The organism is Anaerovorax odorimutans, assembly GCF_024459955.1.
GTDB classification, from domain to species: Bacteria; Bacillota; Clostridia; order Peptostreptococcales; family Anaerovoracaceae; genus Hominibacterium; species Hominibacterium odorimutans_A.
Window position 1 is genome coordinate 83331 of the sequence record NZ_JANFXK010000001.1, and the last position, 13336, is coordinate 96666.

Genomic DNA, 13336 nt, shown 5'->3' on the forward strand with positions numbered 1-13336 from the left:
AGGAAAGGATACCAATATGGAATACGCAGACAAACTATTAAAGAGCAGCGCGATTTTTACAGGCTGCGGGTCAGAGCCCTTCAGTGGAGCCGTCGCTGTCAAGGGCAATAAAATACTGGCCGTTTTAAAGGATGATGAAATCGACAAATACCGGTCGGAAAACACCGAGGTCTATGACTGTGGGGATAAAATGATCATGCCGGGATTGATCGACGCCCACGACCATTTATGGTGGGGAGCTGTGGCGGACAGCGACCATATGGTGGATTTAACGGCATCCACATCGGAAGCAGAAGCGATCGAAATGATTAAAAAATATGCCGCGGAGCATCCTGAGGAAAAAAGGATCAGAGGCTTTGGCTGGTTTCCGGCAAATTGGAACGATGCTCCCCTGCCTACAAAGCACAGCCTGGACGAAGCGGTTCCCGACAGACCGGCATATATGAACTGCGCCGATGCCCATACTGGCTGGCTCAACAGCCTGGCTCTTGAGGAATCGGGCTATACGCCGGATATGGAGCTGGGAGCAGGCTCCGTCGGAACCTTCGACAACGGAGAGATGAACGGGCTGATTTATGAACCGGACGCCTTGAATTACGCATGGGAAAAGGTTTATGATTTTCCTCCCGAACAGATCAAGGAAATACTGAGAAGCTTTATGAAGGGACTGGCTGCCCAGGGAGTCACTTCTTTAAGTGAAATGAGCGCGGACGATTATAAGGAGATCTACCATGATCGCTACAAGGTGTTCCGGGAAATGGACGATGACGGCGAGCTGACCAGCAGAATTCACGTATACAACAAATTCATGGGTTATACGGATTTTGCAAAAACAAAGGAATGGCAGGAGGAGTTTTATTCGGATAAATTCAGGATATGCGGACTCAAAGGATTTCTTGACGGCGTAACATCGACTTATACCGGAGCACTGCTGGCGCCCTATGCCGACAGGCCGGATACCTGCGGTGAAGGTGTTCCTCTTGCGACGAAGGAAGACTTGGAAGCCAGTGTCATTGCAGGGAACGCAGCCGGACTGCCCGTGCGAATTCATGCTGTGGGCGATGCGGCGGTGAGAATGGCCCTTGACGCTTTTGAGGAATCTATAAAAGTAAACGGGCAGCATGGCCTTGTCAACACCATCGAGCATATCGAAACCATTGATCCTCAGGACATCCCAAGGTTTAAGGAATTGGGAGTCGTGGCCTCCATGCAGGGCGAACACCTGCCTATGGAGTTCAACGAAAAGGTGGCCAGATTGGGCGAAGAACGATGCCGGTTTGAATGGGCTTTCCGGTCACTTGTGGATGCCGGCGCGACCTTGGCCTTTGGAACCGATTTTCCTGTGGTACACTACAATCAGTTTCCCGGAATCTACGCCGCAGTAGCCAGAAAGAACTATGACGGTACCATCGCAGGCGCGGATAACGGAGAAAAGCTGACCCTGGCAGAAGCCCTGACCGCAAACACCCTGGGCTCGGCCATTGTATACGGCCGGGAGCATGAGCTGGGAACCCTGGAAGCGGGCAAGCTGGCCGATATCATTGTACTGGACCGCAATCTGTTCGAAGCTGCGGAAGAGGAAATCAAAGACACAAAGGTCATCTTAACGATCATGGACGGCAATATCACCTATAGAGCATAACCTCTTTCACTATCATTTATCAATATTTCCCCAATATAAAACCCACAGAGGCACAACGGCCATCCGTGGGTTTTATATAAAAAATGTCAGAAGAGCAAAATTAATAGTTTGGATATGCCTGTTTCCTCATCCGGCGGCGGAATTAATTTCCTCTGTACGCCTTGAGAATAACGGACATATACCCGTCAGCATCGATGTCTCTGGCATTATCCTGGGATAACGCGTTTTCTGCTGACCGTTCTGCGATTGCTCTGAAATTTTCTTCTTTAATGTAATCCAGCTCAATCAGTTTTGGAATTTTTACCTTCGCATTGAGCTCCTTTACCTTCTCTACGCCTGCCAGCGCCAGCTCTTCCGTTGTTTTCCCCTCAGGATCAACACCCAGATATCTGGCTACGGTGGCGAATTTTTCCGGGTTGGCCGGAATGTTATATTCCATAATGTACGGCAGGAAGATGGAATTTCCTACGCCGTGGGGCGTATCGTACCATCCGCCTACGGTCTCTGAGATCGCATGTACGGCGCCGACGTTGGAATTGATGAAGGCCATGCCGGCAATCAGGCTTCCCATCAGCATATTGTGTCTTACTTCCAGGTTGCTTCCGTCCTCTACGGCCTGCACGATGTTTTTGGAAATGATATCAATGGCATACAGCGCCAGCGCGTCCGTAATCGGCTGGGATACTTTACAGGTGTATGCTTCGATGGCATGTGTCAGCGCGTCGATTCCTGTTGATGCTGTGAGGGACGGCGGCAGACTTGTTAAAAGTTCCGGGTCCGCGATGGCTACGCTCGGTCTCAGCTTAATGGGATCAAATACGCTCATCTTGTATTTTCTTTCTTCATCGGTGATAACCGCCACGAAAGTCACTTCGCTGCCTGTTCCGGATGTGGTCGGAATGCAGATAACCGGGAGCATGTATTCCTTCAGATCTACGAAATCCCAGTCCACGCATTTTCCGCCGTTGGTCACCAGGGCGGCCGTAGCTTTCGCCTGGTCCATGGAGCTTCCTCCGCCCAGACCGATGATTACATCTACGCCCTCGGCTTTTGCCATGTCCGCAGTGGCGTCACAATCTGTTGTTCTTGGATTCGGTCTTACTTTATCGTAAACAATATATTCGATATCCGATTCCTTAAGACTTTTTGTTACTTTTTCCATAATTGGGCTCTTTGCCAGAAACCCGTCTGTTATAATCAATACTTTTTTTCCGCCCAGGGCCGCGGTCTCCTGGCCGACTGTCTTAACGACTCCCGCGCCGGAAACTACTTTGGTTGCGTGAAAAAATTCTCTCATGTCCATGTTTTACCTTCTTTCTAAAGTCAATCTATTTTCTGTATCCGCCGATGCCTTTGTTCACCAGGAATACCTTCGCCAATATATAGTAGACGATCGCTACTACTACGAATACGCCGCCCGACGCCGTACAGTACATAAACGGTGTCTGATAAACCAGAGTCGCCGGATTCAAGAATACCAGATAGAACGGCATTGCCAGAGCAAATACGAGGATAGCCACCCAGTTAAAGCCTCCCCAATAGGAGTATACGGATGTGGATGTCCTGTCGTACAGACCTCTGATATCCAGCTTCTTCTTTCTGAGTACGAAATAATCGATGGTGCTGATGGTTACAACCGGCACGTAGAAGGTGCAGGTAACGCCCAGCAGAATATAGAAGTGGTCATAAATCTGATTGGGGAACAGGATCAGGCCGATGGCTACCGGAACCAGGAAGATCGCTACGACGATCGCCCATTTTTTGTCTCTGAAAATTTTAATGTCTTTCAGGCCAAGGCAGATATTGTATGCTACTGTGGCATTAGATGTTACATTGGCAATGGCAACGAATATCAGCGCGATTACGCCGAATACCAGTCCGCCCAGAGGCAGCATCCATTCTGTCGGGTCATCGGAGCCAATGGTGATTGCCGCCGCTACGCCCAGAGCCGTACCAACGGTCGCCGCCAGAATCAGGCCGGCCAGATTTGCCCAGTAAGCTGCCTTTGTCGTTTTGCACAGTCTGGACATGCCTCCCATGTTCGGCCACCAGGACAGTCCTGCGCCAAAGCTCAGTTCAACAGCCAATAAGAAGTTGACCCACTGATTGTCATTGGGCGCGATGGGGTCCGCGCTTGTGATTACGTCCCAGCCAATGTTTCTGGAGAGAATAACCAGCAGACCGATAATAACAATAACCATCATCGGAGCTACAACGTTGTTGAACCGTTTGATTACTAAAGGACCTTTCCAAACGACCAGGAATACGATTGCTACCGCAATCAGGGAAATAATCATTGTGAACATAGGGCTCATGGACTCAACACCCATGAAGGCTGCTGTCACATTGCTCACGGATCTTGCGAACATAATGGAAAGCACGATCAGCCATGCGATCTGGAATATTGTAATAAAGGCCATAAGTATGTAGCGCCCATTTCTTCCCATATAGCTTGCCGCAAGGGTGTAATTGTCGGCTCCGGTGGTGGCGGAAGCCGAGCACGGCATAATTGCCATAACCAGTACGGAGATCATATTGCCTACCAGAGTAGCGATCACCGCCGGCCAAAAATCTACGAATAATGCTACGGAGCCTCCGATCATGAAGCACCAGGTAGCAATTGCCAGTCCAACGTTAATACATGAATTATCGAATAAATTGTATACCCTGTCTTCTTTCATGACAGGCAGTACACCGAATTGTGATTCTTGATTTGCATCAAATTTTGCCATTTTAAATTTCCTCCTATTGAATAGTTACTGAAGTCCGTAGCGGAATGCTTCGACGAGGATTGGAATAATGCCTGCGACAATGATTAAAGCCCAGGTAGCAATCCAATCGCCCTTTGTCAGGTGGGGAACAATCTCTCCATCTGAGTTCTCAATAACGGAAATTCTGCGGCACAGTTCGTCTTCTATGTCAGGATTCAGGCCTGTACGGCCTTTCAGTTCTTTGTATACCTCTTCATGACTTGCCATTTTAAGACCTCCTGTCTTACTAACAATACAGCCGATAAATTAAAATGGTAGAACAAATTTAATGTTACTGGAATAAAACGCAAGAATTATGCCAAAAAATATTTTTTTAAAAACGGTGTTATTTCACCGTTTCAAACAAATACCCGACCGTCCGTTTATTCACAGTCGAATATATTTTCCTTGTAAAAATCCTCTTAATTGTGTAAATTTCGTTTTTTATCGACTTGTTTTTTGCTCGTATACCCAAACGAATAGCTATTCTGATAAGAATACGGCTATTTATCCTCGACCATTTTCACATATTTCTTGATCTTTCGAAATGCCGTAGGCTGGCTGATTCCAAGCATTTTAGCGACTCCCACCGTAGTCTTGCACTTGTCATAGCAGTCGGTTATCATCTCCCGCTCCAGCGCTTCAATGGCTTCCTCCAATGTCCGGTGTTCATCATTTTCAAAATGCTTTACTTCCAGGGCGCCTTTCATAGCCGTGTCCAGAGCGTCGAGGTCGATTACCTTCTTATCGCAGGTCAGAAGGACCCGCTCCACCATATTTTCCAGTTCTCTGATATTTCCCGGCCATTCCTGATGTTCAAGGATGTGCATTGCTTCTACGGAAAAGGTTTTGGCCATTTTGTATTTGCTGTTGAATTTATCAGTAAAATAAAGGATCAAAGGAATAATATCGTCTTTTCGCTCTTTCAGAGCCGGTATATCAATTGGAATGACATTGAGTCGATAGAACAAGTCTTCCCGGAAGAGGTTTTTTTTCACCAGAGATTCGAGGTTTTTATTGGAAGCGGTAATCAGTCTGAAATCCACCCGGATTTCCTTGGTGCTTCCTACCCGGGTAATCGTTTTGTCCTGAATGGTTTTAAGAAGTTTGACCTGGAGATTTAAAGGCATTTCGGATATTTCATCGAGGAACAGCGTTCCGTTCTGCGCCACCTCGATCAGCCCTACTTTGCCTTTTTCACTCGCTCCGGTAAAGGAGCCCTTCTCATAGCCGAAGAATTCTGATTCCAGCAGGTTCTCCGGGATCGCCCCGCAGTTGATCTCAATAAAGGGCGCGTCCCTGCGTTCACTTTTGCTGTGAATAATCTTTGCCAGCATACTCTTACCGACTCCGGATTTCCCTGTCAGAAGGACCGAGGCGTCATACGCCGCGATTCGGTTTACCTCCTGCAGCACCCTCTTCATCTGAATGCTTTCAGCAATGATTCCGTCTACTTCCAGATTTTCATTTCTCAGTTTCTCAAGCTCCTCTTTATACAGGGCCATCTTGTCTTCCAGCGATTTGTATTCGTTCTTCAGGTTGATAAAATCCGTGACATCTCTGGAGAAGGTGACCACCAGCTTTATTCTGCCTTTTTCGTCCTTCACGGGGATGCCCGTGACGATGATTTCCCGGCCTTTGTTGTTCTTTTGGTGCATGGTGACCTTTTCTCCATTTTTCAGCACAACCGCCGTAATCGACGGCTTGAAATACCCTTCCTCCTCCAGCTCCTTCACCGTTCTCCCGATGGCGCTTCCCGGGGTCAGCCCATACTCGTTTTCAAAATCCGTACTCACCTTCAGAACCACGCCCTGGTTATCGGTAATCAGGATTTCATCATAGATCGATTCGAAAATATTATCCATGTTCTTTGCCAGCATATCCGCGACAAAACTGTCTTTAATGTTGTTCACGTTCATCACCCCCCGGTATCCTACATTCCTTGGTAAAAATCAGCGTTTCGGATCAAGTCATAATACCCCTGGCGCATCTCCCTGACTTTGCCGAAATCCACCGTGCCGGTTACGATACCTTCCCCGTCTCCGCACTCTTCCAGCACCCGCCCGCCGGGCGCCACCAGCTTGCTCTTCCCCAGATAAGAAAGAGACCTGTCCGTGCCCGCCCGGTTACAGGCCGCGATATAGGCCACATTATCGAAGGCTCTGGCAGCCAGGACCAGATCCCAGTCAAAATCATGGGGCTTTTCCCAGGCAGCCAGGACCAGAATCAGCTCCGCGCCTTTGAAAGCCAGCGTTCTGGCAGTCTCTGGGAAGGCCGAATCCCAGCAGATCATCATGCCGATCTTTCCCCATTTGGTATCGAACACAGGGAATTCATTCCCCCGGCAAAAGGAACTGCTTTCAAAGCCTTCCACTAAATGCGCCTTTCTGTACCTGCCGATCACTGTCCCGGAGCTGTCCAAAAGCAGCGCCGTGTTATACAGGCGCGTGCCGTCTTCGCCGGACTCCCGTTCGACAAGGCCAAAGGCAATATGAACCTTGCAGTCCCTGGCGGTTCGTGACATCCTCCTTATGTATTCGCCGGACGGGCATACCTCCGCCATAGCCTCAAACTGCTCCGCGCATTCATACCCGTTGAGGGCCAGTTCAGGGAAAACAATTAATTCCGTATCCGGCTCCCTGGCCTTGATCGTTTTGATCTGCTCCTCCATCTTTTCAAAGTTCGCTTTTTTGTCACCCAGTACACAATCGATCTGGGAGCACGCCACCCTTATTTTCATACAACAACCTCCTATTTATTCTTTTTTCATTTAAAAAAACATGCCAATTTTTACCGCCTGAAAGCTTTGACATGTTTAACGTTTCTCTACTAAGTCATCCACGCTGGTAGTCATGTATCCATGCACGATTTTCATTAGCTGTGACCTATTTGAAATGTTCATTTTTCTAAAAATGTTATGCGTATGTTTTTTGACTGTATTTTCCGAGATGAACAGTTTTTCTCCTATCGTTCGAATCGGCAGCCCTTCGTAGATCAGCTCCACGACTTCCGATTCTCTCGGAGTCAGCCCGTACAGATGAACCAGCGTATCCGTATAATCGTTTTCATTGTTCCGTTTGATTCCGTTGGGGAATTTGTTATGAAAGCGACACGCCAGATGCTCGTTGATTACCCCCAGGATATACACTTCTTCGTCGGTGAAATCACCGTGTTTTTTGCTCCGCCAGAGGTTGATGGACCCGTAAAGAATCTCTCCGTAGGCAACCCGCGACCCCATGCTGTACCGTATATTCTGCGGGAGCATCCACTCCCTGTAATACACAGAGGTTTCTTCCATGACATCGGTTATATAATCGCTTTCCCGGTAAATGTTCCTCCTGCTCTGGGAAAAAAACCAGAACATGATGTCGATGGATTCGTATTTATTGAAATAAGAAGTAAGATAGTTCCGATCCATGTTATCGGAAACCGGATCGAAGAAAACCACCTTTGTATCCTTTTTATAGCCCAGGTCAAAAAAGGATTTGTCGTGGGGAATCAACTCGCCCAGCTTCAAAAGCACCATTTTTCTCAGCCTGTAGATATCGCCTTCCGTATGGGCTTCCAGAATCAGCTGATTTATTTTCTCCCATTGTTCGTGTGATAATTTCATCATTATTAATACCTCCTGCCATAATATCATGCAAATTTCATTCCACCTTTGTAACGTCCCGTCTACTACTTTTGTGTTATGCGCTTATACGCCGCGTACTACCACGGCTGCTACTTTCCCTTCACCCGGATTACACCTCAGTTGCACAAGGCCGATTTCACCATAGCAGGTAATTGTAATCTGAAAATTCCGAAGTTATCATGTAAACACGTCCTCTGGGTGAGTGGTGCAGCCCGCGAGAAACAACAGCGCGCTGCCGGACGAATGAAAGCACTGAGAAAATGGAAAAAGGAGAATTATTATGACAAAAGAATTAAGACATTTTATTGATACCTGCGATTTTACGAAAGAGGAATTGATGGACATCATCAACCTGTCACTGAAAATTAAAAAGTGTATTAAGGCCGGATACAATCCGCCGCTGATGAAGGACAAGACTCTGGCTATGATCTTCCAGCAGTCCTCCACCAGAACGAGAGTATCCTTTGAGACAGCTATGGAGCAGCTGGGCGGACACGCACAGTACCTGGGACCGGGAATGATCCAGCTGGGCGGACATGAAACAATCGAAGATACCGGAAAGGTTATCTCCAGAATGGTTGACATCATCATGGCAAGAGTAATCGAGCATGATACCATCGTAAGACTGGCAAACTCCTCTTCCGTACCTGTACTGAACGGTATGTCCGACTACAACCATCCGACACAGGAAATCGGCGATATGATCACCATGATCGAGCATCTGCCGGAAGGAAAGAAAATTGAAGACTGCAAGATCGTATTCGTAGGAGACGCCACTCAGGTGTGCGCTTCCCTGGGCTTCATCGTAACCAAGATCGGAGCCAACTACTGCCACTTCGGACCTAAGGGCTTCCAGCTGAGACCGGAGCACACAGACATCTACGAAGCCAACTGCAAAGTATCGGGCGGAAGCTGGATGGTTACCGACGATGTGGATGAAGCGATGAAAGACGCTGACTTCATTTATACAGACGTTTGGTATGGACTGTATGAAAACGAGCTGTCCCCTGAAGAAAGACAGAAGATCTTCATGCCGAAATATCAGGTCAGCAAAGAACTGATGAATAAGGCAAACCTGGGAGCGAAATTCCTCCACTGCCTGCCGGCGACAAGAAACGAAGAAGTAACAGACGAGGTTCTGGATTCCGAAATCTCCATTGCCTGGGATGAAGCAGAAAACAGACTGACCGCAATGAGAGGACTGCTCGTATACTTCACTCGTTATCAGCAGGAAGGCTCCGAACTGGCTAAGGCTGCCGTAAAAGAAGAATTAGACGCATTCATGGCAGAAGTATTCGGAGAGTAAACAAACGATACAAGAAAGAAGGCTAACGAAATGGCAAAGCGAATAAATTCAACTCCAAAAAAAGACGGATTCAGAATGCCCGGCGAATTCGAGCCTCATGAACAGGTATTCATGATCTGGCCGGAAAGACCGGACAACTGGCGCAACGGCGCAAAGCCTGCCCAGAACGCATTCAAAGCCGTAGCCGAAGCGATCAGCCAATTTGAGCCTGTTACAATGCTCGTGTCCCCTGCTCAGTTTTCCAACGCAAGAGCCAGACTTTCCTCTGACATCCGTGTCGTGGAAGTCAACACCAACGATTCCTGGATTCGCGACTGCGGCCCTACCTTCGTCATCGACGACCAGGGCCGTATCCGCGGTGTGGACTGGGAATTCAACGCATGGGGCGGCCTGTTCGACGGACTCTACTTCCCCTGGGATCAGGACAATCTGGTGGCGCGCAAAATCTGCGAGCTGGAAAGAATCGATTCCTATCATACGGAAGGGTTTGTTCTGGAGGGCGGAAGCTTCCATGTGGACGGCGAAGGCACGGTTCTCACAACGGAAATGTGCCTTTTGAGCGAGGGACGCAATCCTCATATGACCAAAGAAGAAATTGAGGACATGCTGAAAGAATATCTGAACGCAGAAAAAGTTATTTGGCTTAAAGATGGTATTGACCCGGAAGAAACAGACGGGCATGTTGATGACGTGGCCTGTTTTGTCCGTCCCGGCGAAGTCGCCTGTATCTGGACGGAAAATAAAGAAGATCCTTTTTACGATACATGCCGTCAGGCATATGATATCCTGAGCAATTCAACCGATGCCAAGGGGCGCAAGCTGAAGGTACACAAGCTGACCTTACCGAAGGTCCCTGTCAAGCTGAGCGGTGAATTCGATATCGACCAGGTTGAAGGCACGATCCCGCGGGAAGGCGATGATATCTGCATCGCTTCTTACATGAACTTTCTAATCGTCAACGGCGGTGTCATCGCTCCTCAGTACGATGATGAGTACGACAGCCTGGCACTCGAGCAGCTCCAGGAAATGTTCCCTGAACGAAAAATAGTCGGCGTATCTACAAGAGAGATCGTTTACGGCGGCGGCAATGTTCATTGTATCACACAGCAGCAGCCGAAATGCAAGCAGCAAGAAACAAAATAAAGGAGATCTGTAATGACGAAAGAAAAAATCGTAATCGCTCTGGGAGGCAATGCTCTGCAGTCAGGCAAAGGCCCTGCCACTGCCGAAGCGCAGCTTGAGGTCGTAAAAAATACCTGTGAGCATATTGCTGCCATCAGCAAGCAGGGATACGAACTGGCTGTAGTACACGGCAACGGTCCTCAGGTGGGTAGAATTGTTATGGCCTCTGAGGCTGCCAAAGATGTTACACCGGCTATGCCTTTTGACGTATGCGGCGCGATGTCCCAGGGTTATATCGGCTATCACATTCAGCAGTGCCTGAAATACGCATTGAACCAGACAAACAGAAATATACCGGTAGTGACAGTAGCTACACAGATGATCGTTGAAGAAAACGATCCGGCATTTAAAAACCCAACCAAACCCATCGGCCCCTTCTATACGGAGGACGAAGCTAAGGCTTTGGAAGCGGAAAAGGGATATGTTATGAAGGAAGACGCCGGCCGCGGCTTCAGAAGAGTTGTGGCCTCCCCTCTTCCGAGAAAAATCGTCGAAATCGACGCAGTGAAAGAACTTTGGGACCACGCCATCGTAATCAGCTGCGGCGGCGGCGGTATCCCGGTAATAGAAAAAGCCGACGGTTCCCTGGAAGGAACTGCTGCGGTTATCGATAAGGATTTTGCGGCCGAGCTTCTCGCGGAGCAGGTGGACGCGGACATTCTCATGATCCTTACCGAAGTGGAAAAAGTAGCAATTAACTTTAACAAACCAAACCAAAAGAACTTAGATGAAGTAACTCTCGCGGAGCTGGCCTGCTATAAAGAAGAAGGCCACTTTGCAGCCGGCAGCATGCTGCCAAAGGTGGAGGCTGCCATGAAGTTCGTGCGGGCTTTCCCTCAGAAACGTGCAATTATCACTTCTCTTGACAAAGCAACAGAAGCGCTTGAGGGAAAGACCGGTACGATCATCAAGTTCGCATAAGACACACTCCTTGTAATTTCATCTTTATTATTCTCACGAAAAGGTCTCCGGCGGAATCCTCTGCCGGGGGCTTTTTCTTTCGTATCTTAATAGACTATTCCATCAACGAATAATGTTATTCTTTTTAATTCATACGCAAATAGTTATTCTTTTTATAAAATCGTTGAAATCACAGGCTTTCTCTCCCCTGCCCCGCAAATTTTATTCTTCTGCGAATAATCCCTTTTTCCATTTAACGGTGCCTCCTGAAAACGTTGAAATTTCAACAAGTATTTTTTCTATTCCCCTTCGAAATGTTGGCACGCAACTTGCGTTATATAATAGTAAATTACACACGATACACAAGTGGTAATTTATAAAAAGCCATACCGGACGGCTCTTGCCTTCTTAATGGTATGACAAATTTAATGATACCACTCACCCAACCGGGTTTGGCCGTTTTGGGTATGGCTTTTAAAATTTGTATTTTGATATGTGAAACAAAGGAGGACATCACATGACAGCAACAAACAAAGAATTAGGTTTAGAGATTGCAAAACGCGTAGAAGGTTATATTCAGAAAGATCAGCTTTCACAGGAAGATGTAGATACGATTCTCAAGGAATCAGAAGCAAATTATAATGAAAACGTAAACCCTGGCTGGCTCCCATACAGAGAAATCATGTCAACTGACCCTATGTTTTCAGAATGGTCACAGAGAGAAGGCGAATTCTTCTCCGACGTTAAGGGAACAGAGTTCATTGACTGTCTGGGAGGATTCGGGATTTTCCTGGCAGGCCATAAAAATACAGAAATCATGAAGACCGTCCATGCGCAGCTGGACCGTTACCCACAGCACTCACAGGATCTGGTTAACCCGCTTCAGGGATATTTCAGCCACCTGATGGGACTGATTACACCGGGAGATCTGCAGGCAGTATGGCCGACAAACGGCGGTACCGAGGCTACAGAAGCAGCTATCAAGCTGTCCAAGCTGGCTACAGGCGGAAAATGGTTCATCTCTACAGTTAACGCTTATCACGGATTATCCACAGGCGCGCTGTCTCTCATCGGTAACGCTGATTACAGATCACCGTTCGTACCGAACATTCAGCAGGTTCAGCATGTAAAATACGGCGATGCTGAGCAGATGGAAAACGCCATCGCTAACCTGCAGTCCGTAGGTGAAAAAGTAGCCGCAGTTATCCTCGAACCGATCCAGGGCGAAGGCGGAATTATCATTCCTCCAGCCGGATACTTAAAGAAGGTAAGAGAAATCTGCGACAAATACGGCGTAGCTATGATCTGCGACGAAATCCAGACTGGACTGGGAAGAACCGGCGCTCTCTGGAGAACAGAAGCAGAAGGTATCGTTCCTGATATCCTGCTGTTCGGTAAAGCCATCGGCGGCGGCTGCATGCCATTGACTGGTATCATCGCAAGACCTTGGATGGTAACAGAAGCTCTGGTAGAAAACCCGACTCTGGTTTCCATGCCTACTTTCGGAGGCAACCCTCTGGCTATGTCCGCAGGTATCGCTTCCATCCGTTACATTCTGGAAAACGATATTCCGCAGCTGGTTAAAGAAAAGGGAGAATATTTCTTAAAGAAGCTGAACGAAATCCAGAAAAAGTATCCGGAAATGCTCAAAGAAGTCCGCGGTACCGGCCTGATGATCGGTCTGGTTCTGCCTGACATGGATATCATGCACGATTTCTGCAAAGAAATGTTCTCGAGAAAGGTTATGACTTCCGCTACAATGAACGACGTAACGGTTGCCCGTATTGAGCCTTGCGCTGCGATTTCCTATGAATCCATCGATAAGGTATGCGAAGTTATCGAAGAGTCCATCAAAGCTCTCATGAAATAGGAGTTTTAATCAAAAAAATCCGAGGAGGCTGACGCGATTTGCGCCGGCCTCC

The 13336-nt window shown here is 47.9% G+C and carries 11 protein-coding genes; 5 read left to right on the plus strand and 6 right to left on the minus strand.

All coding sequences use genetic code 11. The features are described from left to right. Positions 1–16: 16 nt before the first annotated feature. On the plus strand, positions 17–1642 hold the full coding sequence (locus NE619_RS00415) for an amidohydrolase (RefSeq protein WP_256130396.1): 1626 nt from the start codon (positions 17–19) through the stop codon (positions 1640–1642). Positions 1643–1784: 142 nt separating this feature from the next. Here the strand turns inward: NE619_RS00415 and NE619_RS00420 are convergent, their stop codons facing one another. The 6 genes from NE619_RS00420 to NE619_RS00445 all read right to left on the minus strand — a co-directional run bounded on the left by NE619_RS00420 (position 1785) and on the right by NE619_RS00445 (position 8008). After that, entirely contained in the window at positions 1785–2945 is a 1161-nt protein-coding gene (locus NE619_RS00420; protein WP_256130397.1) for an iron-containing alcohol dehydrogenase, read from the minus strand. A 25-nt stretch (positions 2946–2970) separates the two neighbouring features. Further along, positions 2971–4374, minus strand: coding sequence for a purine-cytosine permease family protein (locus tag NE619_RS00425; protein ID WP_256130398.1), 1404 nt, complete (start codon positions 4372–4374; stop codon positions 2971–2973). Positions 4375–4398: 24 nt separating this feature from the next. After that, complete coding sequence (locus tag NE619_RS00430; protein WP_256130399.1) at positions 4399–4620, minus strand: hypothetical protein; 222 nt, start codon at positions 4618–4620, stop codon at positions 4399–4401. Between the two features lie 275 nt (positions 4621–4895). After that, positions 4896–6305 carry a sigma-54 interaction domain-containing protein gene (locus NE619_RS00435; RefSeq protein WP_256130400.1) on the minus strand — a complete coding sequence of 470 codons (1410 nt, stop codon included), beginning with the start codon at positions 6303–6305 and terminating at the stop codon, positions 4896–4898. 20 nt (positions 6306–6325) lie between these two features. Further along, entirely contained in the window at positions 6326–7132 is an 807-nt protein-coding gene (locus tag NE619_RS00440) for a carbon-nitrogen hydrolase family protein (RefSeq protein ID WP_256130401.1), read from the minus strand. A 75-nt stretch (positions 7133–7207) separates the two neighbouring features. Beyond that, complete coding sequence (locus NE619_RS00445; RefSeq protein ID WP_256130402.1) at positions 7208–8008, minus strand: response regulator transcription factor; 801 nt, start codon at positions 8006–8008, stop codon at positions 7208–7210. 298 nt (positions 8009–8306) lie between these two features. On the opposite strand from NE619_RS00445, the gene ptcA reads away from it, so the two are divergent. The 4 genes from ptcA to NE619_RS00465 all read left to right on the plus strand — a co-directional run bounded on the left by ptcA (position 8307) and on the right by NE619_RS00465 (position 13284). Beyond that, a complete protein-coding gene (gene ptcA / locus NE619_RS00450) occupies positions 8307–9332 on the plus strand; it encodes a putrescine carbamoyltransferase (RefSeq protein ID WP_256130403.1) in 1026 nt (341 codons plus the stop codon). Positions 9333–9362: 30 nt separating this feature from the next. Continuing rightward, positions 9363–10475: an agmatine deiminase gene (aguA, locus tag NE619_RS00455; RefSeq protein ID WP_256130404.1), complete on the plus strand. Its 1113-nt coding sequence runs from the start codon at positions 9363–9365 to the stop codon at positions 10473–10475. A gap of 12 nt (positions 10476–10487) precedes the next feature. Continuing rightward, complete coding sequence (gene arcC / locus NE619_RS00460; RefSeq protein WP_256130405.1) at positions 10488–11435, plus strand: carbamate kinase; 948 nt, start codon at positions 10488–10490, stop codon at positions 11433–11435. Positions 11436–11931: 496 nt separating this feature from the next. Beyond that, the gene (locus NE619_RS00465; protein ID WP_256130406.1) at positions 11932–13284 is read left to right on the plus strand and encodes an aminotransferase class III-fold pyridoxal phosphate-dependent enzyme; all 1353 of its coding nucleotides are present in this window, start codon (positions 11932–11934) and stop codon (positions 13282–13284) included. Positions 13285–13336 lie beyond the last annotated feature (52 nt).

Excerpts from the sequence above, each read along its gene's own strand:
- NE619_RS00415 (WP_256130396.1), top strand. The coding sequence starts at position 17 with ATGGAATACGCAGACAAACTATTAAAGAGCAGCGCGATTTTTACAGGC.
- NE619_RS00420 (WP_256130397.1), bottom strand. The coding sequence starts at position 2,945 with ATGGACATGAGAGAATTTTTTCACGCAACCAAAGTAGTTTCCGGCGCG.
- NE619_RS00425 (WP_256130398.1), bottom strand. The coding sequence starts at position 4,374 with ATGGCAAAATTTGATGCAAATCAAGAATCACAATTCGGTGTACTGCCT.
- NE619_RS00430 (WP_256130399.1), bottom strand. The coding sequence starts at position 4,620 with ATGGCAAGTCATGAAGAGGTATACAAAGAACTGAAAGGCCGTACAGGC.
- NE619_RS00440 (WP_256130401.1), bottom strand. The coding sequence starts at position 7,132 with ATGAAAATAAGGGTGGCGTGCTCCCAGATCGATTGTGTACTGGGTGAC.
- NE619_RS00445 (WP_256130402.1), bottom strand. The coding sequence starts at position 8,008 with ATGATGAAATTATCACACGAACAATGGGAGAAAATAAATCAGCTGATT.
- ptcA (WP_256130403.1), top strand. The coding sequence starts at position 8,307 with ATGACAAAAGAATTAAGACATTTTATTGATACCTGCGATTTTACGAAA.
- aguA (WP_256130404.1), top strand. The coding sequence starts at position 9,363 with ATGGCAAAGCGAATAAATTCAACTCCAAAAAAAGACGGATTCAGAATG.
- arcC (WP_256130405.1), top strand. The coding sequence starts at position 10,488 with ATGACGAAAGAAAAAATCGTAATCGCTCTGGGAGGCAATGCTCTGCAG.
- NE619_RS00465 (WP_256130406.1), top strand. The coding sequence starts at position 11,932 with ATGACAGCAACAAACAAAGAATTAGGTTTAGAGATTGCAAAACGCGTA.